26 protein-coding genes are annotated in these 25,573 nt (G+C 64.9%); 17 read left to right on the top strand and 9 right to left on the bottom strand.

The features are described from left to right. Positions 1–13: 13 nt before the first annotated feature. The 8 genes from crtI (at position 14) to JO236_RS19065 (ending at position 7,182) form a co-directional block, all read left to right on the top strand. A complete protein-coding gene (crtI, locus tag JO236_RS19100) occupies positions 14–1,534 on the top strand; it encodes a phytoene desaturase family protein (protein WP_293334010.1) in 1,521 nt (506 codons plus the stop codon). Then, positions 1,531–2,493, top strand: a complete 963-nt coding sequence (locus tag JO236_RS19095; RefSeq protein WP_293334007.1) for a phytoene/squalene synthase family protein — start codon at positions 1,531–1,533, stop codon at positions 2,491–2,493. Before crtI ends, JO236_RS19095 begins: the two co-directional genes overlap by 4 nt. After that, a complete protein-coding gene (locus JO236_RS19090) occupies positions 2,490–2,810 on the top strand; it encodes a lycopene cyclase domain-containing protein (protein ID WP_293334004.1) in 321 nt (106 codons plus the stop codon). The genes JO236_RS19095 and JO236_RS19090 overlap by 4 nt, the downstream gene beginning before the upstream one ends. Then, a complete protein-coding gene (locus JO236_RS19085; RefSeq protein WP_293334002.1) occupies positions 2,807–3,118 on the top strand; it encodes a lycopene cyclase domain-containing protein in 312 nt (103 codons plus the stop codon). Before JO236_RS19090 ends, JO236_RS19085 begins: the two co-directional genes overlap by 4 nt. Beyond that, positions 3,105–3,830: a class I SAM-dependent methyltransferase gene (locus tag JO236_RS19080; protein WP_293334000.1), complete on the top strand. Its 726-nt coding sequence runs from the start codon at positions 3,105–3,107 to the stop codon at positions 3,828–3,830. The genes JO236_RS19085 and JO236_RS19080 overlap by 14 nt, the downstream gene beginning before the upstream one ends. Beyond that, on the top strand, positions 3,827–5,350 hold the full coding sequence (locus tag JO236_RS19075) for an FAD-dependent oxidoreductase (protein ID WP_293333998.1): 1,524 nt from the start codon (positions 3,827–3,829) through the stop codon (positions 5,348–5,350). The genes JO236_RS19080 and JO236_RS19075 overlap by 4 nt, the downstream gene beginning before the upstream one ends. Further along, a complete protein-coding gene (locus JO236_RS19070) occupies positions 5,347–6,321 on the top strand; it encodes a DUF5914 domain-containing protein (protein WP_293333996.1) in 975 nt (324 codons plus the stop codon). The genes JO236_RS19075 and JO236_RS19070 overlap by 4 nt, the downstream gene beginning before the upstream one ends. 294 nt (positions 6,322–6,615) lie before the next feature. After that, positions 6,616–7,182, top strand: coding sequence for a MarR family winged helix-turn-helix transcriptional regulator (locus tag JO236_RS19065; RefSeq protein ID WP_293333994.1), 567 nt, complete (start codon positions 6,616–6,618; stop codon positions 7,180–7,182). An 8-nt stretch (positions 7,183–7,190) separates the two neighbouring features. Here the strand turns inward: JO236_RS19065 and JO236_RS19060 are convergent, their stop codons facing one another. After that, positions 7,191–8,447 (bottom strand): glycosyltransferase, encoded by a 1,257-nt coding sequence (locus JO236_RS19060; RefSeq protein ID WP_293333992.1) that lies wholly within the window; start codon positions 8,445–8,447, stop codon positions 7,191–7,193. Positions 8,448–8,458: 11 nt separating this feature from the next. Continuing rightward, complete coding sequence (fni, locus tag JO236_RS19055) at positions 8,459–9,502, bottom strand: type 2 isopentenyl-diphosphate Delta-isomerase (protein WP_293333990.1); 1,044 nt, start codon at positions 9,500–9,502, stop codon at positions 8,459–8,461. A gap of 392 nt (positions 9,503–9,894) precedes the next feature. On the opposite strand from fni, the gene JO236_RS22550 reads away from it, so the two are divergent. Genes JO236_RS22550 through JO236_RS19035 form a run of 4 tightly spaced genes read left to right on the top strand, consistent with a single transcriptional unit; the run spans position 9,895 to position 14,036 of the window. Further along, on the top strand, positions 9,895–10,110 hold the full coding sequence (locus JO236_RS22550; protein WP_416362288.1) for a hypothetical protein: 216 nt from the start codon (positions 9,895–9,897) through the stop codon (positions 10,108–10,110). A gap of 19 nt (positions 10,111–10,129) precedes the next feature. Next, positions 10,130–11,335 (top strand): thiolase family protein, encoded by a 1,206-nt coding sequence (locus tag JO236_RS19045; protein ID WP_293333988.1) that lies wholly within the window; start codon positions 10,130–10,132, stop codon positions 11,333–11,335. A gap of 16 nt (positions 11,336–11,351) precedes the next feature. Then, positions 11,352–11,783, top strand: a complete 432-nt coding sequence (locus JO236_RS19040; protein WP_293333987.1) for a Zn-ribbon domain-containing OB-fold protein — start codon at positions 11,352–11,354, stop codon at positions 11,781–11,783. A gap of 30 nt (positions 11,784–11,813) precedes the next feature. Then, positions 11,814–14,036 carry an acyl-CoA dehydrogenase gene (locus JO236_RS19035; protein ID WP_293333985.1) on the top strand — a complete coding sequence of 741 codons (2,223 nt, stop codon included), beginning with the start codon at positions 11,814–11,816 and terminating at the stop codon, positions 14,034–14,036. A 13-nt stretch (positions 14,037–14,049) separates the two neighbouring features. Here JO236_RS19035 and JO236_RS19030 read toward each other — a convergent pair whose 3' ends face one another. From JO236_RS19030 to JO236_RS19005, 6 genes are read right to left on the bottom strand one after another with little or no spacing between them, the layout of a single operon-like run. After that, positions 14,050–14,712 carry a MarR family transcriptional regulator gene (locus JO236_RS19030; protein WP_293333983.1) on the bottom strand — a complete coding sequence of 221 codons (663 nt, stop codon included), beginning with the start codon at positions 14,710–14,712 and terminating at the stop codon, positions 14,050–14,052. Beyond that, positions 14,709–15,140, bottom strand: coding sequence for a Zn-ribbon domain-containing OB-fold protein (locus tag JO236_RS19025; RefSeq protein ID WP_293333981.1), 432 nt, complete (start codon positions 15,138–15,140; stop codon positions 14,709–14,711). Before JO236_RS19025 ends, JO236_RS19030 begins: the two co-directional genes overlap by 4 nt. Next, complete coding sequence (locus JO236_RS19020; RefSeq protein WP_293333979.1) at positions 15,137–16,297, bottom strand: thiolase family protein; 1,161 nt, start codon at positions 16,295–16,297, stop codon at positions 15,137–15,139. Before JO236_RS19020 ends, JO236_RS19025 begins: the two co-directional genes overlap by 4 nt. A gap of 29 nt (positions 16,298–16,326) precedes the next feature. Beyond that, entirely contained in the window at positions 16,327–16,656 is a 330-nt protein-coding gene (locus JO236_RS19015) for a hypothetical protein (RefSeq protein ID WP_323802179.1), read from the bottom strand. A 9-nt stretch (positions 16,657–16,665) separates the two neighbouring features. Further along, the gene (locus tag JO236_RS19010) at positions 16,666–19,029 is read right to left on the bottom strand and encodes a CaiB/BaiF CoA-transferase family protein (protein WP_293333975.1); all 2,364 of its coding nucleotides are present in this window, start codon (positions 19,027–19,029) and stop codon (positions 16,666–16,668) included. A 14-nt stretch (positions 19,030–19,043) separates the two neighbouring features. Further along, positions 19,044–20,381, bottom strand: coding sequence for an amidohydrolase family protein (locus JO236_RS19005; protein WP_293333973.1), 1,338 nt, complete (start codon positions 20,379–20,381; stop codon positions 19,044–19,046). 362 nt (positions 20,382–20,743) lie between these two features. Here JO236_RS19005 and JO236_RS19000 point away from each other — a divergent pair, with 362 nt between their 5' ends. Next, positions 20,744–21,412, top strand: a complete 669-nt coding sequence (locus tag JO236_RS19000; protein WP_293333971.1) for a TetR/AcrR family transcriptional regulator — start codon at positions 20,744–20,746, stop codon at positions 21,410–21,412. A 71-nt stretch (positions 21,413–21,483) separates the two neighbouring features. Continuing rightward, positions 21,484–22,416, top strand: coding sequence for a TIGR03564 family F420-dependent LLM class oxidoreductase (locus JO236_RS18995; RefSeq protein WP_293333969.1), 933 nt, complete (start codon positions 21,484–21,486; stop codon positions 22,414–22,416). 37 nt (positions 22,417–22,453) lie between these two features. Here the strand turns inward: JO236_RS18995 and JO236_RS18990 are convergent, their stop codons facing one another. Next, complete coding sequence (locus tag JO236_RS18990; RefSeq protein ID WP_293333967.1) at positions 22,454–22,870, bottom strand: NINE protein; 417 nt, start codon at positions 22,868–22,870, stop codon at positions 22,454–22,456. Between the two features lie 546 nt (positions 22,871–23,416). Between JO236_RS18990 and JO236_RS18985 the strand changes: the two genes are divergently transcribed. The 3 genes from JO236_RS18985 to JO236_RS18975 all read left to right on the top strand — a co-directional run bounded on the left by JO236_RS18985 (position 23,417) and on the right by JO236_RS18975 (position 24,904). Further along, positions 23,417–23,632 (top strand): hypothetical protein, encoded by a 216-nt coding sequence (locus JO236_RS18985; RefSeq protein ID WP_293333965.1) that lies wholly within the window; start codon positions 23,417–23,419, stop codon positions 23,630–23,632. A 146-nt stretch (positions 23,633–23,778) separates the two neighbouring features. After that, on the top strand, positions 23,779–24,498 hold the full coding sequence (locus tag JO236_RS18980) for a DUF433 domain-containing protein (protein ID WP_293333963.1): 720 nt from the start codon (positions 23,779–23,781) through the stop codon (positions 24,496–24,498). After that, positions 24,482–24,904, top strand: a complete 423-nt coding sequence (locus JO236_RS18975) for a hypothetical protein (RefSeq protein WP_293333961.1) — start codon at positions 24,482–24,484, stop codon at positions 24,902–24,904. Before JO236_RS18980 ends, JO236_RS18975 begins: the two co-directional genes overlap by 17 nt. Positions 24,905–25,573: the final 669 nt, after the last annotated feature.

Raw genomic sequence — 25,573 nt, 5'->3', positions numbered from 1 at the left:
CGAAGGCAGAACTATGCGGACCGTAGGCGGGCACAGCAACCATGTATTGGTGGTAGGTGCGGGTCTGGCGGGCCTGGCGGCGGCGTTGCACCTCGCGGGTCGTGGCCGTGAGGTCACAGTGGTCGAGCGTGAGTCGTGGCCCGGCGGACGAGCGGGCAGAGCCGACATCGATGGCTACCGGCTCGACACCGGCCCGACCGTGCTGACCATGCCGGACATCATTGACGAGGCATTCGCCGCGGTCGGCGAAACACTGTCCAGCAGAGTAGAACTGCTGCCGCTGGAACCGGCGTACCACGCAGTGTTTGCCGACGGCACGTCGTTAGATGTGCATAGCGATGTGAATCGGATGGCAGCCGCCGTCGAAGATTTCGCGGATCCGGAACAGGCCGCGGGTTACCGGTCCTTGCGCGAGTGGCTAAACCGCTTGTACCGCATCGAATTCGACAGCTTCATTGCCGCTAATTTCGATTCTCCACTTGCGCTGCTCACTCCGCAGCTGGCCCGGATAGCTGCCCTCGGCGCGTTCCGCAACTGGGACCGCATGGTGCGGCGGCACATCACTGACGCGCGATTGAGACGGGTCTTCACTTTCCAGTCGTTGTATGCCGGTGTGGCGCCGCAGAACGCCCTGGCGGCCTACGCCGTAATCGCCTACATGGACACGGTATCCGGGGTTTTCTTCCCACGCGGCGGTGTCCGCGCACTGCCCGACGCGCTGGCTGCCGCCGCCACCCGCGCGGGTGTCCGGTTCCTGTACGGCCGGACAGTCACCGAGCTTGAACGCAGTGGCGACCGCGTCACCGCTGTCCGCACCGATCACGATGAGCAAATCTGTTGCGATGCGGTGATACTCACGACCGAGCTGCCCCAGACATACCGACTCCTGGGCCGGAAGCCACGTCGCCTGCTCGCGCTGCGGTCCTCACCGTCCGCGGTCGTCGTCCACGTCGGGTGTCGCAGCCTGCCGCCTACGACAGCGCATCACAACATTCTTTTCGGCGGAGCCTGGGAGGAGACGTTCACCGACATCATCCGCGACGGACAACTCATGCGGGATCCGTCGCTGTTGGTTACCCGCCCGACCGCTAGTGACCCAACCTTGGCTCCCACTCGGCGCGACCTGCTTTACGTCCTGGCGCCGGCACCCAATCTCACTCGCGGCAACCTCGATTGGACCTGCATCAAGGCTCCCTACGCCGACAACCTGATCACCACGGTAGAAAAGCGGCTACTGCCGGGCCTGCGCGACGACGCGGACATCCTGGATGTTGTCACGCCCGCCGACTGGGCGCAGAAGGGAATGGCCGCGGGTAGCCCGTTCGCACTGTCGCACACCTTCGCCCAGACAGGACCTTTCAGGCCCGCCAATATGGTGCGCGGTCTGCAGAACGCGGTGCTGGCCGGATCCTCGACGGTGCCGGGTGTCGGCGTGCCAACCGCACTCATCTCAGGCCGGCTGGCCGCAGATCGCATCACCGGCATCGCCACCCGGTCGCGCACGCACTTTCCGATGAAGGCGGGGACGCCATGATCCGTAGCGAGCTGAACGCCGCAGGTATCGACGGCCCGCACCTGCGCGCCGCGTATCGCCGATGCCGCGAGATCAACGCCGCGCACGGCCGCACCTTCTTTCTGGCGACCCGCCTACTGGCGCCCGACCAACGACCTCCAGTCCATGCGCTGTACGGATTCGCTCGCTACGCCGACGACATTCTCGATGATCTGGATCCGAACCTGGACAACATAACTCGGGCCGAACGGCTCGACCGGCTGGCCGAACGGTTCCTCGCCGGCGGCGACTACCGGGACGACCCCGTGCTTGCCGCGGTCGCCCACACTGCACATCGGTACGAAATAGCTGCCGAATTGTTTGAAGACTTTTTGTACTCCATGCGCATGGACCTGACAGTCACCGACTATCCCAGCCGCGACGCGCTCAACCTTTACATGCGCGGCTCGGCTGAAGTAATTGGGCTGCAGCTTCTTCCAATACTTCAGACCGTCGGACCGGCTGCCGACGCCGCCCCCTACGCCGAAGCGCTCGGACGCGCTTTCCAACTCACCAATTTCCTGCGCGACGTCGACGAGGATCTGCTGCGCAACCGCATCTATCTGCCCGCCGACGAGCTCGCCGCGCACGGTGTCGACCGCGATCTATTGACCTGGTGCCATCGCAGTCGTCACACCGATCAACGGGTCCGCGACGCGCTGGCGGAACAACACGACATAACGCGCAAGACCTACAAATTCGCCGCGTCGGGCGTCGACTTGCTGGCGCCACGCTCGCGACCCTGCGTCGCCGCGGCGCTGACGCTGTACTCGGAGATTCTGGACCGAATCGAAGACAGTGGTTTCAATGTGTTCGGCCGCCGCCATACGGTCGGCGCTACCCGACGGCTGCAGGTTGGGGGCGCGGGTCTCATTCGCGCGTGGCGAGTGCGGGCCCACCCGTCGTTCCTATCCGAACGTTGGCAGCGAGGTGCGGCGTGACCGACCCGTGGCAATACCTGCTCGTCCTGGCCGCATGCCTGGTGATCACTGCGCCACTCGAGATTCTCGGTCCCGGCGTCTATCGGCAGCCCCGGCGGCTGCTGCGCGCTGTGTTGCCAATCGCGGCGGTGTTCCTGCTCTGGGATGAGATCGCGATCGCCGCCCACGTATGGACATACAACAACGCCTACATCGTGGGCCTGAGCATTCCCCTTCGGGTGCCGATCGAGGAGACGTTGTTTTTCGTCGTGATTCCCGCGTGCGCGCTGTTGACCTACAACGCGGTCAGCACCATTGTTGATTGGCTTCGCCGATGACGGGATTGGGTTATACCGTGCCGGCCATCCTGGCCGTCTTGGCCGTCTGCGCAGTCGAATTGGGTTTCCTGCACACCGGCCTATTCCGGCGCGGAGCCTACTGGCTGTCGATGCTGATCGTGCTGGGCTTCCAAATTCCCGTGGACGGCTGGCTGACCAAGCTCAGCTCTCCCGTCGTACGCTACGACGCTCACCAGATTTCGGGTCTGCGCTTCCCGTTCGACATTCCGATCGAAGACTTCTTGTTCGGCTTCGCACTGGTCACCGCCGTGTTGCTGCGATGGGAGCAGCAACGTGCACGCCGATGACCGCGGCTGGCAAAGCGACGACCTGACGGGCGTCTTCGACGCGGGCGCGGCGGCTTACGATCGGCTGGTAGGCGCCAACCCCGGCTACCACACCAACCTGCGGACGTCCACCGGCCGGATGCGAATCCCGCACGGCGGGAAGGGACTACGGCTACTGGATGCCGGCTGCGGTACCGGCATATCGACGGCCGCCCTCGTCGATGTCGCGCCGGAGGCCGACATCGTCGCCGTGGATGCGTCGCAGGGAATGCTCGCCGTTGCACGGGCAAAACAATGGCTTCCGTCGGTACGGTTCGTGCACAGCCCGATCGAGACGCTGGCCGAGCATGGCGTAACGGGTCCCTTCGACGGCATCCTGGCCGCCTATTTGGTGCGCAATCTAACCGACCGAGACAAGCAACTACGACAGTTCTGCAGCCTGTTGCGCCCGGGCGGAACCCTTGCGGTCCACGAATATTCGGTGCGCGATTCGCGTGCCGCCACTCTGGTCTGGCACGCCGTCTGCTGGGGAATCATCATCCCGGCTGGTTGGTGGCACACCCGAGACAGCTCGCTGTACCGCTACCTATGGCGAAGTGTGCTCGGGTTCGACGGAGCGGCGCGGTTCCGCCGCCGTCTGCGCGACGCCGGCTTCACCGCGGTGCACAGCGAAACGATGCCCGGATGGGAAGCCAACATCGTGCACACCTTCCTCGCACACGCGCCGCAATGATCGACCGCCGCCACCAAAAACTCCCGGCGCCAACCGGTTTACCGGATGCCGGCGCGCTGTCGTCGCGCCCGCGAGTTGTAGTGGTCGGCGGCGGCATCGCGGGACTTGCCACCGCGACCGGTCTGGCCGAACGCGGCGTGGCCGTCGAGGTACTCGAACGCGAGGCTTACCTCGGCGGACGAGTGGGCGGCTGGACTGAAACCCACAACGGCACCGACCTCGCGATGAATCGCGGGTTCCACGCGTTCTTTCGGCAGTACTACAACCTGCGAAGCCTACTGAGCCGAGTTGACCCGCAGCTACGGATGCTCACTGCCGTGGAGGACTATCCGCTGGTCGACAACGCGGGACGCCGAGACAGCTTTCGCGGATTACCACGCACACCCCCGTGGAACGCTCTGGCGTTCGCGTTGCGCAGCCCGACATTTCGGCTTGCCGAGCTGACCCGCATGGACGCCCGCGCCGCCGCCCCACTTGCGGCGGTATCGGTTCCGCAGATTTATCAGCACCTAGACCACATCGACGCCGAGACCTTCCTGCGAAACATTCGGTTCCCAGCGGCCGCGCGGCATCTCGCGTTCGAGGTATTCTCGCGCAGCTTCTTTGCCGATTCAACGCAGCTTTCGGCCGCTGAGTTGGCCACGATGTTTCACATTTACTTCCTCGGCTCCAGCGAAGGACTCGTCTTCGACGTTCCCAACGCAAACTACGACACCGCCCTGTGGGAGCCGTTGCGGCGTTACCTGGAGGAGCGTGAGGTGCGGTTCGGCCTTGGCACGAACGCCCTCCGGATCATCCCGGGCTCGCGCAAAACGTTTCGGGTGCACACCGATTCCGACGGATACCGGGAAGCCGACGCCGTGGTGCTGGCAACCGAAGTCTCTGCGCTGCAGCGGATCGTCGCCGCTTCGACCTGTTTGGGTGATGAATTATGGCGGGCAAGAGTTCAACGGCTGCGCACCGCACCACCGTTCGCCGTGCATCGATTGTGGCTTGACCGCGAAGTGGCCTCGCACCGGCCGGCGTTTCTCGGCACCGCCGGCCATGAGCCGCTGGACAACGTCAGCGTGTTGGAGCGCTATGAGCGGGAAGCTGCCGGGTGGACACGCGCTCATCGTGGCTCCGTAGTCGAATTGCATTCTTATGCACAGACATCCACACCCTCCCGCGAACAGGCGGTAAAGCGCCTGAACGAGCTCTACCCGGAAACCACCACGGCGAAGGCGATCTTCGAACGCACACTGTGCCGCGACGACTGCCCGCTGTTCGAGCCGGGCTCACACGCTCGGCGACCGGGCGTCCCCACTCCGCAACCCGGGGTGGTACTCGCCGGTGACGGAGTCCGGATCGACCTGCCGGTGGCGTTGATGGAACGTGCCGCAACCACCGGATGGTCCGCCGCCAATCACCTGTTGACGCAGTGGGGCATCTCAGGTCACCCGCTGAAAACGGTTCCCAATCACGGACGCTCACGGCTGCTGCGCACGCTGGCGTCCCGCGACGGACGGCGCCGTCGGTGAAAAAGCAGGCAAATAACTGGCCGCTACGTGTCATCGAGCGGACACCATGGGCCGATCAGCGTCCAACATACCGCGACGCGAATCCGGCTATCATCCACGCCGCGTTGGACCGGTCGCAGCGCAGGCCTACTGGCAACTGGTACGTGCTGGGTGCAAGCAGCCAGGTACGCAGCGACGAGCCCATGGGCGTATGTGTCGCCGGAGTCGAGCTCGTCGCCTGGCGCGATCGACAAGACGGGTTGCGGGTCGGGCCGCGCAGTTGCCCGCATCTGGGCGCCGACCTGGCCACCGCAAAGGTCCACGGCGGCAACCTGATCTGCCGATGGCACGGATTGACTCTGGATGGAGCACGGTGCGAGCTCGGCTGGAAGCCGTTGCCCAGCCACGACGACGGAGTGCTGGCATGGGTGCGGTTGGACAGCGTCGGAGGCGAGCACCCGTTAGCAGAGCCGGTGATTCCGGACAGACCTACCGACGCGACGATGGTCGCCGTCAGCGAAATGGTCGGCGTTTGCGAACCGCAGGACATCATCGCCAATCGGCTTGATCCCTGGCACGGCGCCTGGTTTCATCCCTACTCCTTCACCCGGCTCAGCGTGCTTTCGACGCCCACCGAGGACGCCGATCATTTCCTGGTTGAGGTGACGTTCCGGGTCGGCCGGTTCGGGACCCCCGCCCTCGCAAAATTCTGTTCACCGGAAGCGCGCACCATCGTGATGCAGATCGTCGACGGTGAAGGCTCCGGCAGCGTTGTCGAAACCCATGCCACACCAATAGCTTTGGGGCCCGACGGGCGGCCCCGCACCGCCGTCACGGAAGCCGTCATCGCTCATTCTGACCGCCCCTGGTTCAAGCGATCCCTCCGCATCGCGGGGTTGATCACGCCGCTGATGCGGCACGCGACGACGAAGCTGTGGCGAGACGACCTGGAATACGCCGAACGCCGATACCGGACACGCACTCAGAATTAACCACCGATCAGCCGAAGGATGCGACATGCTAGCCAGAATCGCTCGCCTGGCTCTCACCGCGTCCCGAAGGGTATGTGCGCTCGCCGTTCTCGCGATGCTGACCGCGGCAATATTCGCCGTTCCCATGACCGGTAGCCTCCCGGCAGGGATGTTGGACGCGGCAGCCTTCCCTGCAGCGGCAGGGATGCCGCCCTCGCTACGCGGACGAAAGTGGGGTCTTCGGCCGTGTCGGCACCCACGTCTTCGCGACAGGCGATACGGTGGTCGACACATCGTGGATAAGGATGCCTGCACGTGACCCAGCGTGGTGCTCTCCCTCGGCCCGCAAGTCGAGCAGAGCTGGAGAAGTTAATTTCAGCCGATATGCGGGCGATCACAGCGCAATCAGACCGCATCGGACGTCACTTCGCGCGGCAAAACCAAGTTAGTCCCAGTGATTTTCATGCGCTGCTGCACATCATGGTCGCCGAAACCGCCGAAACGCCGCTGACACTTACCCAATTACGCAAGCGCATGGACGTGTCGCAGGCGGCGATCACCTATCTTGTCGATCGGATGATTGACGCGGGTCATATCCGGCGTGAACCCGATCCCGCGGATCGCCGCAAATGGCTGCTTCGCTACGGCGACAACGGCATGGCGCTGGCGCGCGAGTTCTTCAGTTCGCTGGGCACGCATCTGCATCTCCAGATGAACGAGCTTGATGACAATGACCTGTTCGCCGCGCACCGGGTGTTCAGCGCGATGATCGCGGCAATGTCCAGCTTCGAAGACGAGCTGGCTACCGCCCCCGCCGAGCCGTCATCGGCGGAAGCGCCCGAACGCGCGCAATCCAAGTTGACACGACGGCGCAGAGCGTAGGCACGAGTTCACCAGTCACGGCTCGCCGGTTGTATGCCGCACCGCAACACCTCTTGCTCGACGAGGTCGGCGCCTCGCTGCACGCCCCCCGTCGCAACGAAACCTTCGGCCACCCGACGCGCACCGTCCGTCATCGTTATCGCCCGCAACACCGCAGCCTTCAGCCGCCCGACCGTCAGCCTTTTCGCCGGCAGCCGGGTGCCACACCCCGCCACCTCGACCCGCCGCGCGACTTCTGGCTGGTCACGCGCGAAAGGGACGGCGCAGACGGGCACGCCGCGCTCGAGCGCCCTGACCGTGCTGCCCATGCCGCCGTGGGTGATTGCGCAGACAGCGCGATCCAAAAGTGGCCCGTGTGGTACGAAGCGGCACACCGTCGCGTTCGGCGTAGGACGCAGGCCGGCGGGCACGCCAGCGGGAAATGTCACGACCACGTGGAGGGGCTCATCGGCCAGTGCCTGCATCGCCGCTACCGCCAGCGCCCGATCGGCCTGTCTGATCGACGAGGTGTTGACCAGCACGACGGGCCGGTCGATCCCCTCAAGCCAGGCGGGCATCGGCTCGGAGGGAGGTTCGAAGCTGCACGCGCCCACGAAATGAACGAAATCGGCCCATTCGCGGCACGGATACTCAAACGGTTCGCCCCCGACGGCCAACAGCAACGGCGCCCGCCGGATCAACTGGTCTACCGCGTTGACCGGAGGTATTTCCAGTTGGGCCCGAATCGCGTTGATACGCGGCAACACTGGCCGATCGAAAAGGTGTGCCACAAAGCGCCGCATGACTCGGTCGCGTATCCGGCCACGCATACCCGGCAGCGGTCGGAGACCGGGACCGAACGGCGGCACGTCGCGGGCCTGCAGGTAGGGCGTGAAGGGTGAAAAGATCGCCCACGGAACATCCCCCGCATCCACCGCCGACATCGCGCCCCAGCAGTTGGCATCCACGACGACCGCGTCGGGCCGGACATCCTCGATGGCCCCACGCGCGTCCTCGACCTCAAAAACCGCGCGCCGACACAGCACCTCTATCGACATCTTCAATACATCTAATGCGTTGCGCCCCAGCCAATCCTGACTGGCGATCGCCTCGATCCGCGGAGCGACCGGCTCCGCATGTACACCCACTTGCCGCATGACCGCGACCTCTGACGACATGGTCCGCACGTGGACCTCGTGGCCGCGCCAGGCCAGCTGACTGAGCAGGGCGCCCATGGGATACACATGGCCCAGCGACGGCGAACCGTACGCGAGTATGGTTGCCACAGCTGGATTCTCTACGATATGCGGGTCAGTCCGCCGGCACGTAGAGCCGGCAAATCCGGGGCGCCGCAGCCGTGCAGACAGACCCGGAGTTCCTCGATGAACCGCCGCATCGAAGCCACTACGGCATCCGCGGATTCGATCGCTGCGGCCAGGAGGGGGCGAGCCATCGCCACCACATCGGCACCCAGCGCGATGGCTTTGGCGGCGTCCATGCCCGTCCGGATACCTCCGGAGGCGACCAGCGGGATATCCGGGAGTGCTTCGCGCACCTCCACGATCGCGCGTGCGGTCGGTATGCCCCAGTCGGCCAGATCGGGATACCGCACTTCGCCGTACCGCACCAACTGCTCGACCCGCGACCACGACGTGCCGCCGGCCCCCGCCACGTCGATGCCCGCGACGGGCAGCTCAGTGGACGACTCGATCAGGCGTGCGATGGCCGCGGCGCCGATGCCATGGCCCACTTCCTTCATCAAGATTGGAAAGCCGAGTTCGCCGGCGGCGTCATGCAGCCGGTCCAGCGACCCCGAGAAGTCGGTGTCCCCGTCGTGCTGCATCGCCTCCTGTAACGGATTCGTGTGCACCGCAAGGGCGTCCGCACCGACACGGGTCAGCGCTGCCGCGATGTCAGGCAGCGCGGGCTTGGTTAACTGGGACAATCCGATATTGCCGAACAGCAGGACATCGGGTGCGACATCGCGAACGGTGAAGCTGGCCGCGGCGCGCTTCCCCATTGCACTGGCGAGCATGATTCGCTGTGAACCCAGCATCATGCCGATGCCGAGCCGCTGCGCGGCAATGGCGAGATTGCGGTTGATAATTCCGGACAGCTCGGCCCCGCCAGTCATCGCGCCGATCAGCACCGGCGCGCGAAGCCGAGTGCCGAAAAAATCGGTCGACAAGTCCACATCGGCCAGACGCGTTTGGGTTAACGCGTCGTAGGGCAACTGATACCGTTCGAGCCCGCTCGTCACACCGACATAGCCGACCTCGCCATCGAGACAGACATCGATGTGCCGTCGTTTGCGCGTGGCTATCGCTCCGCCACTCAGCACGCAAACATCACCCCCTGGTCGCTCGGAACGGATGTCGCGCCACGCCACCCTCGACCAGCTCGATAGGACGGTAGCGTAGTACCACCATACCAGATAGTTAATAATTTGAATGTTTCAGTTATTAAATATTATGGAGGGTGGTGCCGCTTTATCGTCTCCGCCGCGGCCGATTGTGACCAGGTGTCGGATTCCTCACGACGACCTGTAAAGCTAGTGGTAGTTACTCGCCGCCAGCGGAGCACCGAAAGGGGGACACGCGTATGGTCCAACCTCGTCGTCGGCGCCCCCGCCGAGTGGCAACCACACCGAAGCGTCGAGCCGCTGGACACGTTCATGATGCTCTTCACCTCCGGCACCGGTGGCGAGCCCGGGCGGTCCAGGTGTCGCACTTCATGGCGATGATGGCCGGACAGGGTCTCGCCGCGCGCTTTGCGTTGACCGGCGAGGACACCTGCTATGTGTCGATGCCGCTGTTCCATTCCAACGCTGTGGTGGCCGAGTGGGGCCACAAGACCATCAAGCGTCAGTTGATCGGCCAGGGCGCCGCGGCGGCCGACGGGATCCCGTGGGCCCGCGAGGCGCGCGGCTCCATCTATCGGCCGGCATAGCGAAAGGACCTGCTCCACAATGGGTTTGAAGGGAGAAGCCGCGATCGTCGGCTTTCATGAGCTGCCTGCGTTGCGCAAACCGACGGGCAAACCGGAATTCATCATCGAACAGTGGGCACGGCTGGCCGCCGCGGCCGTGGCCGATGCCGGCCTGTCCGTCGACGCCGTCGACGGCCTCATCACCTGCGGAGTGGCGGAATCGCAGTTGTTCGTACCGTCTACTGTGGCCGAATATCTGGGCCTGCAGGTGAATTTCGCGGAGATCGTGGACCTCGGCGGCGCTTCGGCTGCGGCCATGGTGTGGCGCGCCGCGGCGGCAATCGAGCTGGGCATCTGTCAGGCGGTGTTGTGCGCGATACCTGCCAACTACCTCACGCCGATGTCGAAGAAGCGTCCGCCGGACTTCGGCGACGCGTTGTACTTTGGCGCATCCAGCTTCCGGTTCGGCTCCCCGCAGGCCGAGTTCGAGATTCCCTACGGCTACCTCGGGCAGAACGGCCCGTACGCGCAAGTCGCCCAGATGTACGCCGCCGCATATGGTTACGACGAGCGGGCCATGGCGAAAATTGTGGTCGATCAACGCGTCAACGCCAACCACACGCCGGGCGCGGTATTCAAGGACAAGCCGATCACCATCGACGACGTGCTCAACAGTCCCATCATCGCCTCGCCCCTGCACATGCTGGAGATCGTCATGCCGTGCATGGGCGGCAGTGCGGTGCTGGTGACCAACGCCGATTTGGCGCGCAAATCCCGCAATCGGCCGGTGTGGATCAAGGGTTTCGGGGAGGGGGTGCCGTACAAGTCGCCGGTTTACGCCAAGGCTCCGCTGCAAACGCCGATGACAAAGGTTGCCGCGTCCGCTTTCTCGATGGCCGGAATCACCCCTGCCGACGTCGACATGGTGTCGATTTACGACTGCTACACCATTACCGCACTATTGACCCTCGAAGACGCGGGGTTCTGCGAAAAGGGCAAGGGCATGCAGTTCGTCGCCGACCACGACCTGACCTTCCGCGGCGACTTCCCGATGAATACTGCCGGCGGCCAACTCGGTTACGGGCAGGCCGGCAATTCCGGTGGTATGCACCATATCTGCGATGCCAGCAGGCAATTAATGGGTCGAGCCGGCCAGACCCAGCTGGCCGACTGCAACCGGGCCTTCGTGTCCGGGAACGGCGGGGTACTCAGCGAGCAGGAAGCCTTGGTTTTACAAGGCGATTAGCGGCCGAAGGACATACATGACGATCTCCAAGAGCAAACCCGTGCCGTTGCCGACACCGGTGTCGCGGCCCTACTGGGACGGGCTGAGCCGTCACGAGGTCTGGATTCAATACTCGGCGTCTTTGGGCGAGTACGTCTTCTACCCGCGGGTGCTGGCCCCCGGCACACTGGCCGACGACCTGGAATGGCGTCAGATCTCCGGTGCCGGAACGCTGGTCAGCTTCGCCGTGGCGCAGCGAGCGGTCGCACCCCAGTTCGCCGACGACGTTCCGCAATTCCTCGCCGTTGTGCAGTGGGACGAGGGTCCGCGCTTCGCCACCGAGCTCGTCGAAGTGGAGGAGTCGCAGCTGCGGGTGGGCATGCCGGTGGTCCCGGTGTTCACCGCGATATCCGACGACCCGGACGACCAAGAAAATCTGACGTTGCTGCGTTACACCGCCAAGCGGTAATGCCGTGCGAAGCGTGAGGATTTCGCGACCGTGACCGTGGCCCTGACCGACGAACAGCATCAGCTCAGCGAGGCGATGGCGGGCTTTGCCGCGCGCCACGCGCCGATCGAGCAGACCCGCGCCCAGGCGGACACACTGGCCTCGGGCGCGCCGCCCGACTTCTGGAATGCGTTGGTAACCCAGGGCTGGCACGCGGTCCACCTGCCCGAGGAGGTCGGCGGCCAGGGCGGCGAGCTCGCTGACGTGGCATGCGTCATCGACGCGGCAGGCTATGCGCTGCTTCCGGGTCCTCTGCTGCCCACCGTGATCGCGGGGGCAGTCGCCATGGCGGCCGACCCCGGACCGGCGGTGAGCGCGCTGCTTGCCGAGATCGCCGGGGGCGCAACGGCGGCCGTCGTGCTGCCGCACGCGTCGAGCTTGCGCGCCACTCCTTCCCCGGCTGGATGGTCGGTCAGCGGCACGGCCGGCCCGGAGATCGGACTGTGCGGCGCGCGGCGTGTTCTGCTGAGCGCGGCGACCGATTCCGGCTCGTCGGTGTGGTTCGTGCTGGATCCCGGCGGTGCCGGGGTGAGAGTCGCGGCCGAGGAATCCACGGACCTGACCCGGGCGGTCGGCACCCTGCACGTGGACGGCTACCAGGTGGGTCAGGATGCCGTTGCCGCACTCGATTCGACGCGTGCCCGTAGCATCGCGGTGGCGCTAACGGCTGCCGAGGCCGCCGGCATCGCGCGCTGGTGTGTGGACAACGTGGTGGCCTACCTGAAGGTGCGCGAACAGTTCGGGCGGCCCATCGGATCCTTTCAGGCGTTGCAGCACAAGGCCGCAACGCTGTACATCAACAGCGAGTTGGCCGCCGCGGCCGCCTGGGATGCGGCGCGGGCCACCGCGCAATCGCACGGCCAACAACTGGCGGCCGCGGCCGGCGCAGCGATCACCGCGGTGGCGGGGTTACCGGAACTCGTTGTCGACGCGCTGGCCATGTTCGGCGCTATCGGCTACACCTGGGAACACGACCTGCACCTGTACTGGCGCCGCGCGATGAGCCTGGCCGCCACGACCGGCAGGCAGGCGGAGTGGTGCCGCATTCTTGGTGAGCCGACCGCAGAGCGCCGCGACTTCAGCATCGAGCTGCCCGATGTCGAGTCGGATTTCCGAGCCAGGATCGCCCACATACTGGACACCGCGGCAACGTTGAGCAATGACACACCGGGCAGGCAGGGGCAGGTGATGTATGAGGAGCCGCGCATCGGCGACCAGCGCACCGCCCTGTCCGATGCCGGCGTGGTCGCACCGCACCTGCCCGCCCCGTGGGGCCTGGCCGCCACCCCGGTGCAGCAATTGATCATCGCCGACGAATTCGACAAGCGCCCACACCTGCCGCGACCAACGATGGGCATCGCCGAGTGGATCCTGCCCACGGTGCTGCAGGCGGGCTCGGATGAACAGAAGCTCCGCTTCGCCGCGCCGACGCTACGCGGCGAATTGTCGTGGTGCCAGCTGTTCAGCGAGCCCGGCGCGGGGTCGGATCTCGCTTCGCTGAGCACCCGCGCGACCAAGGTCGACGGCGGGTGGATGATCAAAGGCCAGAAGGTCTGGACCTCGCTGGCGCACCACGCGGACTTCGGTGCGCTGCTGGCCCGCACCGACCTGAACGCGCCAAAGCACAAGGGCATCAGCTACTTTCTTGTCGACATGCGTTCGCCGGGCATCGACATCCGCCCGCTGCGCCAGGCCAGCGGTGACGACCATTTCAACGAGGTCTTTCTCGACGACGTCTTCGTGCCCGACGAGATGTTGGTCGGTGAGCCGGGGATGGGCTGGTCGCTGGCCGTGGCAACGATGGGCACCGAACGAATGACGATGACCAACTACATCAAGCTGGATCGGGAGAGCGGACTGCGCTCTCTCGCGGATGATCCCGCGGTGGACGGTGATGCTCTGCGGTTGGCGCTCGGCACAATTCGGGCACAGACGAATGCGATAGCGGCACTGGGTTTGCGAGACACGCTGGGCCGGTTGGCCGGTCATGCGCCCGGGCCGGCGGCCAGCATCGGCAAAGTCGCGACGACCCGGATGCTGCGGGAAAACGCCGCGCTGACACTCCAACTCGCCGGACGTTCGGCTTTGGTGGGCGGCAATCAGCCGGCGGTACGTCAGGAGCTGTTGATGCCGTCGGAGTTGCTGGGCGGGGGCACCGTCGAGATCCAACTGAATATCATCGCGACGATGATCCTGGGGCTACCCCGTAAGTGACCCCCTCGGGAAGTCAGGGTTCCCCCGCCTGGGCGCGACGACGTGGCCGGCGCAGCTGCCCCTTGGGCCGGTGCACCCGGCGCACCGGGTCTTGTGCTGTGCCGCTTGCGATCTCGTCGCGGAGCTGTTCCACGTTGGAGATCTCGGCGTACAGTCCACGGATGGAGTAGTTGAGCACGGCGAAGGAGAACCGCAGATCCGGGTCGGACGCAAGGCCGACTTCCCTGGCCCGCTGCAGGCTCCACAGCGCCTCGTCGAGGCGGGCACGCGTGGCCGACAGGTGATGATCGAGCGCCTCGAGGATCCGGTCCGGTTCGCTGCCTTGAGCCAGCCACGTACGCAGAATCACCGGATGTTTGATCACCACCTGATCGGAGCCGGGAAGCTGTTCCACCCAGCGTCTGAGTGCAACCAGCCCGTCGGACGTCGCCTCGTACACGGTGATGGTGCGTTTGCCGGACCGGATGGCGGCCTCGCCGACCATCCCGCGCGCCAGGAGCCGGGCGAGCTCGCGCCGAACGTGGCTGACCGACGGTGACCAGTAGAAGTACCCGACGGAAAGTTCGGCGCGGAGCTTGATCTCGCCCGCCGTGAGCTGTTCGTCGTTGGTAGCCAACACCCCGAGCACCAGGTACGCGGTGATCGGCAGACCGTCGAAAGCCCGCCCGTTGCTCACGAGGCGGTAAAGTACGGCAGCACGAGATCGCCTGCCAGTGAACGGAATTCGACACGCACCGGCAGGCCGACCCGCAGCGTGGCGGCCTGGACGCCGACGATGTTCGTCAACATCTGATATCCCTCCCGCAATGTCACGATGGCCGGGGCGTACGGGGCGACAAACTCGGGTGTGACCGGCCGGTGTACCACCGTCCAGCTGTAGATTTCGCCGTGGCCGCCGCTGGTGTGCCAGGAGAGCTTGTCGGACAGGCAGTATCGACAATTTTCGATCGGCGGGAAATTTGCCTCACCGCATTCCCCGCATCGCTGAAAGCGTAGTTCGCCCTCGCGGCAGCCATCCCAGAATGGCGCGGTCGTGGGGGTGCTGCTGTGCGGCACGGGCCCGGTTTGCGGTTGCAGCGCGTCTCCAAAAGCATAGTCATTCATCGCGGCTGGTCTCCAAGTAGCAGGACTGTGGTAAACAGGGCGCCCGCTCCCCCGTTGCTGCACAAGGCGATACGGGCGTCGGCCACCTGAAGAGGCCCGGCCTCGCCGCGCAACTGCTGGACCGCCCGGATACCGCGCTGCATCATTTGCGGGTTCTGCCCGGCGTGACTGAACGCCATCGTGCCGCCGTCGGTCGTCACGGGATGGCTACCGCCGATGGCGATGTAGCCGTCGGCCACGAACGGACCACCCTCGCCGTCCGGGCAGAATCGGAAGGCCTCGAGCTGACGAATGATCTCGAACGAAAACGGATCGTAGAGTTCCAGCACGTCGACGTAGCTTCGGTCCACACCGGCGTGCGCGAAGGCAAGATCCGCGGCTCGTCTGCCGACGTATCCGTTGGGGTTGCCATTTCGACCGCCGGTGAGATCCCACGCCGGGGGATGCTTGTACGACGGGCCGTGAAAATCCGCGCCGCTGCCCAGGATGTAGACCGGCGCGCGGGCCGGGTCGAAACGATTGAGATTGGCCAACACCAGCGCGCAACCGCCTTCGGAAGTCATCGCGCAATCGAGCAGATGAAAGGGATCTGCGATCGGACGCGACTTCGTGATGTCATCTGGCGTGAACGGCCCCCGTTGGTAGTACACCGCCTCGGGATTGGCCGAGCCGTTATTGCGGATGGTCGCCGCGACCATCGACATCTGTTCGCGGGTGGTGCCGTAGACCTCCATGTGGCGCCGGGCGATCAGCGCGAACTCCGCGGCGGTGAACATGCCCCAGGGCACGACGAATTCGTTTTCGGGCCGGGTCCACGGGGCGGTGGCGGCATGGTCGCGATAGTCACCCGCTTGCGCCGAAACGAGGACCACGACCTCGGCCATGCCGGTCTCGATGGCGGCAGCGGCCTCGGTGACCATGCCCAACCCGAAGCCCAGGCCCTGCCAGGCCGGCCCGAGCCGGAGGTCGTAGATCAGCGCGGTGGAATCGGGGCCGGCGCTGACCCCGTCGACGTCACCGAGGGTCAGACCGGCGTCCTTCAACGCACCCTGCACCGCCTCGATGGCCAGCCCTCGTGAGGTCGCCCCCTCCAACCGTCGTGCCTGCCGGGTGTTGTACACCCCGACGATCGCGGCAGTGCGCTTCGATGTCGTCACGGCGTTCCCTTCGGTCTTTCTGTGGGCGTTCAGTTCTCGTCGGCGACGACGCCTAGGTAGGTACCCCGCACTTCGAAGGCCTTTCCGTCGCGCATGATGGCGCCGATCGTCCGGCTGCGACCGCCCGGTTGATCACCGTCAGCGGCAACGATGTCGAAACGCACATCGATTGGTCGTGAGGTGGCCGGGTCGGTGATCTCGATATGCAGCGCCAACGCCTGCTCCGCGGCGTCCCACTCCACACCGGTGATGCGGTGGCGGGACGTCAATTCCATCACCGTTGACTCGTGCCGAAGCAAAAACCTGATGGGCGCGCACAATTCGCCGGGTCGAGGTGGAATGCACAGGGTGACCGCCACGACCGTCCCTCACAACCCGGCGGGCCGGCTGCTGATCACACCCGCCGCCGAAAGACTCGCCAGTTCGCTGTCGGCCAGGCCGAGCAAGCCGGTCAGGATCTCCGCGTTGTGCTGACCGTACAGCGGCGGCGGCGTGCGGATCCACTGCCGGGGTTGATCATCGACGGTGAACGGTAACCCGAGGCACTTGAACGTGCCGACAACCGGATGTTGGACCCTCTCCCAAAAGCCGCGCGCCGCCAACTGCTCGTCGTCGAGCAGAGTGGATTGCGCCAACACCTCCGACGCCGCGATACCTTGACTGCGAAGCGTTTTGACGACTTCGACCGGCGAGCGCTGCGCCGTCCAGTCGGAGATGAACTTGTCGATCTGGTCGGCCCGGCGCCGGCGCTCCGCGTGGTCTATGAGGGCCGCGTCCGCGGAAAGTCCAGTCGCACCGATGATTTCGGCGAACCGCGACCAGACCCGATCGAACACCGCGATGGCGACCCAGGCGTCTTCTCCCCGGCACCGGTAGACACCCTGCGGGCTCGCGCCCGGCCCCCGGTTGCCGTCGCGCTGCAACACGATGTCGTTCTGGGAATACTCCAACACCATTTCGGCCGCAACGTTCAACGCCGATTCCACCATGGTCGCCTCCACCTGCATGCCCACACCCGTACGGTCCCGCACCACCAGCGCGGCGATCGCCGCGAACGCCGCGTGCAGACCGGCGATCGGGTCGCACACCCCGCGCGGCAGCACCGGTGGCCCGTCGGCCTGGCCGGTCATCCAGGCCATCCCGGTGGCCTGTTCCATGGTCTGGGCGAAGCCCACGCGATCGCGCCACGGTCCGTCCAAGCCGAACGCCGGCATCCGGACCATCACGATCTTCGGGTTGGCCGCCTGCACCGCCTCCCACTCGAGCCCGAAATTGGCCATCACTCGCGGCGAGAAATTTTCGATCACCAGATCACTGTGACCGATCAGGTCCAAAGCCAGTGATCGTCCCGTCGGGTCACTCAGTTCCAGCGTCAGTCCCAGCTTGTTGGTGTTGGAGCACAGGTACACCGGGCCCCATTCCCACCACTGGTCCGCGTTGGGCGGGCCGCCCGAGAAGCGCATGCCGTCCGGGCGGCGGACGCCTTCTACCTTGACGACGTCGGCGCCCAGCCCGGCCAGCACCGCGGTGGCCATGGGTCCGGCCCAAAACGCGGTGAAGTCGGCGACCCGAACACCTTGCAGCGGAAGTCCGTTGGCCTCGGCGCCGACGCCGACGGTGGGCAACGCCGCCCAGTGCACCGCTCCGGTGTCGGCTCCGATCTCCGGGGGCATGGCTCCGGTGTGAGTTGCGAGTGCGGGACTTCGATACGGAACCCGCGGCTGCAGCACTCCCCGCACGGAGTTCACGAACGCACCCCGCTGCACGAAGTGGTCGACCGCCGCCACCGTCATCGGATTTGCGATGGGCGCCACCGGGATTCGCAGCGCGACCGCGATGTCGATGATCTCGGCCGTGGTCCTGGCCTGAGTCCAGTGGTGCACCACGTCCAGAAATTCGTCACGGCGGGCATACCGCCCGGGCCAGGACGCGAGGTCCTGGTCATCCAGGAGATCGGGTCGCTCGATCATGATCAGAAAATCCTGGAACTGCTGCGCGGTGATCGTGCAGAATCCCACCATGCCGTCGGCGGTGGGCACGATCGACGGGAGTTCCAATGTCCTAGCCGGTAAAGGCGAATCGCCCGACAGGACGCTGGTCGACATCGCGCCCAGGCCGCCGAGGCCGATCACCATCGCCTCGTAGACCGACAAGTCGACGACCGACCCGGTGCCGGTGCGCAGCGCCTGCCGGACGGTGGCCGCCGCAACCGTCGCGGCAAACACTCCCGCCAACCACTGGCCGACCCGCCCGCCCGCGTGCAGCGGTTCGGTATCCGGCCAGCCGCGACCCCCTGTCGAACCGCACATCGCCTGCAGGATGAAGTCGTTGGTCTGCAGGCCCGCATCGACGTAGGGGCCGAAGGTGCCGAACGGGGTGACCGCAACCACCACGGCCGCCGGCGCGGCGTCGGTCAATTGAACGAGCGAGGGACCGGTGGTCAGGTCGGTCAGGATCAGGTTGGCTCCCGCAACGAGATCTAACGGTATCGAATCAAGCTCTGCTACAACGGATTTCTTCGACTCCGCAAGATATCCGAAAAGGGCGCCCGGGGAGCCGGACCGCCCGTCGTTGTCGTAGGCTGCCCATCGGCGCATCGGATCGCCGTCCGGCGGCTCAACCTTGACCACCTCGGCCCCGGCGTCCGCAAAGAGTTTGGCGCAGTATGCGACCGCGATGTCGCTGGAGAATTCCAGCACCCGCCAGTCGGCAAACGGCAGCTCCCGGTGCACTGAATCGTTCCCGGTCAGTCGTCGAGAGTCGTTGACCGGCCCACGATTCCGGGCGCCTCCGCAGACATTCGCGCCAATTGAGCCATCTGCGTCATCCGGGTCCAGGCGTCGCGGTCACGTTGGCTTGCCTCGCGTCCGACATGGGTCACCACATCGACATCGGCGGCCTGGGTCCGCAGGTACCCGGCACGGGCATGGTCTTGGGGAATGTACTTGAACGGGTCGAAGGAGTATGCGGCCATGGCGTTTTCATGAGTGATCTTGTTGATCACGGCGTCGTCGAGGTGGCCCATGGTCTCGATGACATCCTCCGGTGCGAACGGCCAGTCGCTGTCGGAGTGCGGAAAGTCGGACTCCCAGCACAGCATGTTCTCGTTGAACCAGTCCATGTTCCGCACGCCGACCTTGTCGCTGATGAAGCAGGTGTAGAAGTGCCGTTTGAACACGTCGACCGGGCCGTCGTAGCCCGGGGGGAATTTGGCCTGCGTCCACCCCGAGTGCCGGTTGAACACATGCTCTGCGCGCCACAGGAAGTAGGGCATCCACCCCACGTCGCCCTCGGTGAGCGAGAACTTCAGCCCCGGGAAGTCGGCCCAGAACTCGGCCCAGATCAGCTCGACGAAGGTGAACATGCTCATCATCGACGACGCCGTCATCATCACGCTCGGTGGCGCGTCCAGCGACACCGTCGGCGACCTCGAGGACGACCCCACGTGGGTGCACAGCACCGTGTTGTGCTCGCAGACCGCCTCGAACAACGGGTACCAGTACTTGGTGTGAATGCTGGGCATCTCCAGCGCCTCGGGGTTCTCCGAGAACGTCACAGCGTGACACCCCTTGTCCGCCAGCCGCTTTACTTCCTTTGCGGCTTCTTGCACGTCGTACAGGGGAAGGATGCCGCACGGGATGAACCTGCCCGGGTAGGCGCCGCACCATTCGTCCACGTGCCAGTCGTTGTACGCCTTGATCATGATCAGATTGATGTCGCGGTCAGGCCCCTGGTTGAGGACCTGGCCCGAGAACCCGGTGAAGTTGGGGAAGTTCAGCCCGGCCAATTGCCCGCCGGCATTCATGTCCCTGACGCGTTCGTCGACGTTGAAGCAACCGGGCCGCATCTCGTCGTAACGCGAGGCATCCACGTTGTACATCTCGCGGGGCTTGCCGGCCACGGCGTTGAGGCCCATGTTCCGACCGCGGACCTCGCCGTAGTACCACTGTTGGATGCCGTCGGGCTCCAGTACCACGCGCGGCGCGTGTTCCTTGTAGGCGGCGGGCACATGGGCGTCGAACATGTCCGCCGGCTCGGCGATGTGGTCATCGACGCTGATCAGGATCAAGTCGTCTTTGTTCACGATGGCTCCTCGGCATCCCGTGCTCGCCGGACCTCTGATAGGACTATTAGACAATGATCTGTATCACTCGGTCAACCGCGTGGCGGCCCCTCGGATGGCTCAATATCCCACCCATATTCGCCAATAGGGGCACCACAACTCGTATTACGCGAGTGCTCGGAACAATCGTGATCCGGAGCCTTCACCCGTAGCGCCTTGCCCCGGTGCTGGCTATTAGTCCTTTACAACAGCAGCATGGCACCCGCCCGGCTTGCTTTCGCCCCGGGCGGAGGTGGCGTCGCTCCGTGACCAGGTAGGACCGTCGACGCGGGCTATCATCCCGGTATGACGACGCTGGACAACCACGGTGGCGGGCGGTAAGAGTGCGCAGCCACGGCTGGTCCGGCAACACGCCGTCCTCCGATGAGGAGGCCGTCAACCGAATCCTGGATTCGGCCGAAAGGATGCTCGCAAAGCGCGGTTCGGCATTGCGGATATCCGATGTGGCGCGCGACCTGGGGATCACCCGGCAGACCGTCTATCGCTACTTCCCCGGCACCGATGTCCTGACCCTGGCGACCGCGATGCGCTCCGCCAACGGATTCCTGGACCAGCTGACCAAGCATCTGCGCGGAGAGACCGACCCTGTGAAAGCCGTCGTAGAAGGCATGGCCTACGCCATCGAGAAGCTCGGCGACGATCGGAAGGTCAGGTTGGTACTGAGCCAGCACCAAACGGCGAAATCCGGGGTGACGATGGCGGAGGCGGCGCTGACGTTCAGTCGTTCGATGCTGCATGCCCTCGATGTGGACTGGCGCCAATACGGTTACAGTGAAACCGAATTGGACGAACTCGCCGACTTCTCGCTGCGGATCCTGAACTCATTTCTTGCCTACGATCGCGGTCGAACCGCGCTGCGCGGGGCGGCACTGCGCAGTTACCTGACGCGCTGGATCGGACCGGCGATCGCGTACCCGCGACTCGCGGCCGCCATGGAGGCGCTATCGCCCGGGGAAACTGTATCGCCTCGGCGGCGCAACAGGGCGGTCTGACACCGTCGACCACGCGGGCTCAGCCGATCCATGCTTGCCAAAAGGCCGTGCATTGGCATAGGGAGAAATTTATGCGCATGAGCCTGATTGCCAACCTGTCCACCGAGAACCCCGTCGACGGCTGCATCCACGACCTGACCCAGGCCCGCGACGACGGGTTCGAGCGCGTCTGGCTGACGCAGATGCCGTTCGACTTCGACCTGCTCACCGTGCTCGCGGTGGCAGTGCGCGAGGTGAGCGACATCAAGGTCGCCAGCGGGGTGGTGCCGATCCAGAACCAGCACCCCATGCTGATGGCGCAGCGGGCGCTGACGCTCAACCTCATCGCCGGTGGGCGATTCACGCTCGGCGTCGGCGTCACCCACCGGGCCGTGACCGAGGGAATGTGGGGAATCTCGTGGGACCGGTCGGCGCGACGTCTCAGCGAATACCTCGACGGGCTGCTTCCGCTGCTCGCCGGCGAGCCAGTCAATGCAACCGGCGAGATGCTGACCACCAGAGGCGCGCTCCAGATTTCGGGGGCGCCCACGCCCGACGTGTACGTCGCGGCGCTGGGTCCGCAGATGCTTCGGCTGGCCGGCCGGCGCACCGCCGGAACGGTGACCTGGATGACCGGACCCAAGGCACTGGAGGAGCACACCGGCCCCACCCTGCGTGATGCGGCCGCCGAAGCCGGACGCCCGGAGGGGTCCGTCAGCGTCGCCGCCGCGCTGCCCGTCGCCGTCACCGACGACGTGACCGCTGTGCGCAAAGTGGCGGCCGAGCAGTTCGCGATGTACGGGCAATTGCCGTCGTACCGGGCAATGCTGGACCGCGAAGGCTACGCCGGCCCGGCGGACGCCGCGCTCATCGGTGACGAGGCGACGGTGCGCGGGCGACTCGACGAGCTGCGCGCCGCGGGCGTCGACGAGTTCATCGCGATCGCGTTCGACCCGTCGGCCGAGGGCCGGGACAGGACGCGGGCCTGTCTGCGCGACGGCATCGGTCGCGAGTCGGCCGGCTGACCGGATCCGGCGCGACTCGCACGCCCGATGACAAGCGTCAGTCGCGCAGCGTGCGTCCCTGGGCGTCGGGCACGTTGCCCATGATGATCATGATGCCGTCAATCAACGGCCATATCGCGCCGATTCCGCAGGTCAAAAACGTGACCACAATCTGAAGGGCGCCGATGGTGCCGTAGCCGAGGTAAAATCGGCCGACGCCGAAACTGCCCAAGAAGAGCTGCAACAATCCGGCCACAAGCTTGCTCTTGTCCGACAGCGGCTGTCCGTACGCGTCGACACCATAGGATGCGCCACCGTAGGGCGCGCCACCGTACGGTGCGCCACCGTACGGTGCGACGGCGGCCGGGGTGGCCGCGGCGCCGGCGTCGTGCCATTGCTGCCCGTCCCAATACTTCTGGCCGGGATTGCCGCTTGGGTCGGGGTACCAGCCGGGTGCCGGTTGCTGACTCGTCATGTTGTTTTGCTTTCTCTCTCTCGACGATGGACGGGGTTTGAGATGTCGAGCTGTTCTGAGTTGGTCATTATTACCGGTCGCTCAGGCCGGCAGAAACAGGGTGAGTCGGACGTCTTGCAAAATCCTTGGAAGAGAAGCGGCAGTGTGGCGCGCCAATCATTGCACTACTGGTCAAGATGTGTCTCGCAATGCAGCCCTTGTTTTCCTAATCGGCCCAGCCGGTGACCCGGTCCCGCCCACGAGGCAACGGTCGCGACGGCGCCCGGATCAGCATCTGCCGGGCTCTTCTATCCACCCATGACCGCCGTCATCAGCCGACGCATCCGGGACGCTAGCTGTCGCCGCTCAAAGCGGCGACGTTGTGACGAACGCTTATGCACTGCAGGCTAATTGGGATCGTTGCTTCAAGTGCGCGCGACACTGCGGGGCTTGGCGGTCTAACAGCCCGGCGCCTTACAACATCCGTCCTCGAGCGTGCGCAAGTTCAACTCGCTGCGCCAGCCCCGGAGGGAAAGCGTTCATGACCGACAAAGAGAAAAGGCCCCGGTGTGGGCATACGCCGACGAGTGGGACGGCATGCCCGATGTCGAGCGCGCCGTCAGGCTCAGCTACCTGCGTGGGGTTCAGGCCGGGTTAGAGGGGCGGGCGTTGCCCTCCTATTCGTTGCCCCTACAGGTCGGTGACCTCGTCCACTATCGGACGCTCTACCCGGTGAGGCTTGCACCAAAGCCCTTCCGGAGCTGGCGGTACCCCGTGACGTGATCCGCGCCGCCCCGATTTGCGCACAAATTGGTTCAAGTCGTTATCCAGCGACAGGCGCGGAGCATGCAGCTCCCAGGACCGCGGTCTGTCGTACCGTCGTGGCAGACTAAAGCGGAACTAAGAATCGCGGAAGATGGGGAATCACGATGGCTTCGAAATCCGCACACGACCTGCGCTTCGATGTTCCGCTCTATACGTTGACCGAGGCGTCTAAGTATCTGATAGTGCCACGCTCGACATTGCAGACCTGGGCAGACGGCTATGAACGGCGCCCAGAAACGCGTTCGGTGGTCAAAGCTGAACCGATCATCACTGCGCTGCCACAGGACCGTCACGGATACGCGCGGCTGCCATTTGTTGGAGTCGCGGAGGCATACGTCCTAGCCGCATTCCGGCGCGCCGGTGTGCCGATGCAACGAATACGGCCGTCAATTGACTGGCTCCTGCGAAACGTCGGCCCGAACGCACTAGCGTCGAGAGACCTCTACACGGACGGCGCAGAGGTTCTTTGGGACTTCGCTCAGAAATCCGGTAAAGGCAGTCCAGACGATGAAGTTGTCAAGCACCTGATTGTTCCGCGGTCCGGTCAGTACGTCTTCAAAGACATCGTTCAGCACTACCTAACGCAGATCCGATTCGATAACGATAAATACGCCAAGCTAATTCGGCTACCGCAATACGGCGAAGCGAACGTCGTACTTGACCCTACTAGGGGCTATGGGCAGCCGGTCTTTGACGCCAGCGGCGCAAGGGTCGCTGACGCCCTAGGGCCGCTGCGTGCCGGCGAGACATTCAAGGCGGTAGCCGCGGACTACGGTGTCTCCGAGAAAGACCTGCGTACCGCGCTTGATGCCATCGCCGCTTGATCCGCAAATCATCGCCGGCCTCCCGCATATATTTTTGGATCGGAGCCTCGGTGCGGTTCAAGTGCCTGCGTTACTTCGACAAGCCGGGCTCGCAGTGACAACCTTGCGCGAGCATTACGGTCAGCCGCAAGACCAGAGAATCAGTGATGAAGAGTGGATCGAGCTGACAGCGAAACGCGGCTGGATCGCATTTCATAAGGATGCCGCTATCCGACGCAATCTTGTTGAGCGTCAAACAGTTATCGACCACAGCGCGCGAATGTTTTGCGTGCCTAGAGCCGACATCGCGGCTGCGGACCTCGCGGCAAGATTCATCGACAACATCGCCGCGATCGCCGTTGCCGCACAGGGGGTTGGCCCGTTTGTCTACTCAGTACAGGCGCATCGGATCGTCAAGCTGCTCTGACTGAGCACCCCGGCGATCGTCCAGTGCGCTTCCGTCGCACAGGCGATGTATTTGGCAAGTTACCTCTGCTGCCTGAATTTGCGGGACGAGCTCACCAACACCATCTACCGACGTGCTTTCCGGTGCCACGCCGACCGGGGCTCCGCGGTTTCAGCCTGACCACCAGGAAGGAAGTCACCGCCACTGATATCGACGCCGATGGCAAAACACTGATCGTCATCACCGGCGCCAACGAGGGTGGTAAGTCGACCTTTCCACCAGCTATGGCGGGGATTTCTTCCGGCCGGTGACCTACCCATCCGCCGGCCAGAACCGGGGCGATCAGCGCGTCGACCCGCGCGCGGTCGTACCGCGGACGCCGCCGACCACGGCTTCCTGCGCTGACCGGGGGCAAGTGGCCCGGTGGTCGGCCGCCTAGGAATAATCCGGCTAGAAGTGATTTTAAACTATAGAGACGTATATAAAGTCTGTCTAGTTTATTATATTGCCTGTGCTTGGCTCGCCGGCAGCTCACCGTGGGGCGCGCTGCCCCGCCAGGGGAGTACTGAAAGGTGGCAGGAATGCGAGACCATGAGTTTCCGGACGCGAGTTACACGACAATATGGAGCGACGGCCGAGGCCAGGTCCGGTTTTTCACCCGCCCAGATGGTTCGCGGCTGCGTTACTACA

It is taken from the genome of Mycobacterium sp., assembly GCF_019247635.1.
Classification (GTDB): domain Bacteria; phylum Actinomycetota; class Actinomycetes; order Mycobacteriales; family Mycobacteriaceae; genus Mycobacterium.
This window is presented reverse-complemented; position numbering and strand designations above follow the sequence as displayed.

What these genes read in the sequence shown, in the direction of transcription:
- JO236_RS19040 (WP_293333987.1), top strand. Translation starts at nt 11,352, where the DNA reads ATGACGATCTCCAAGAGCAAACCCGTGCCGTTGCCGACACCGGTGTCG.
- JO236_RS19085 (WP_293334002.1), top strand. Translation starts at nt 2,807, where the DNA reads ATGACGGGATTGGGTTATACCGTGCCGGCCATCCTGGCCGTCTTGGCC.
- JO236_RS18980 (WP_293333963.1), top strand. Translation starts at nt 23,779, where the DNA reads ATGGCTTCGAAATCCGCACACGACCTGCGCTTCGATGTTCCGCTCTAT.
- JO236_RS19045 (WP_293333988.1), top strand. Translation starts at nt 10,130, where the DNA reads ATGGGTTTGAAGGGAGAAGCCGCGATCGTCGGCTTTCATGAGCTGCCT.
- JO236_RS18990 (WP_293333967.1), bottom strand. Translation starts at nt 22,870, where the DNA reads ATGACGAGTCAGCAACCGGCACCCGGCTGGTACCCCGACCCAAGCGGC.
- JO236_RS18975 (WP_293333961.1), top strand. Translation starts at nt 24,482, where the DNA reads ATGCCATCGCCGCTTGATCCGCAAATCATCGCCGGCCTCCCGCATATA.
- JO236_RS22550 (WP_416362288.1), top strand. Translation starts at nt 9,895, where the DNA reads ATGGCGATGATGGCCGGACAGGGTCTCGCCGCGCGCTTTGCGTTGACC.
- JO236_RS19095 (WP_293334007.1), top strand. Translation starts at nt 1,531, where the DNA reads ATGATCCGTAGCGAGCTGAACGCCGCAGGTATCGACGGCCCGCACCTG.
- JO236_RS18995 (WP_293333969.1), top strand. Translation starts at nt 21,484, where the DNA reads ATGCGCATGAGCCTGATTGCCAACCTGTCCACCGAGAACCCCGTCGAC.
- JO236_RS19025 (WP_293333981.1), bottom strand. Translation starts at nt 15,140, where the DNA reads ATGAATGACTATGCTTTTGGAGACGCGCTGCAACCGCAAACCGGGCCC.
- JO236_RS19075 (WP_293333998.1), top strand. Translation starts at nt 3,827, where the DNA reads ATGATCGACCGCCGCCACCAAAAACTCCCGGCGCCAACCGGTTTACCG.
- crtI (WP_293334010.1), top strand. Translation starts at nt 14, where the DNA reads ATGCGGACCGTAGGCGGGCACAGCAACCATGTATTGGTGGTAGGTGCG.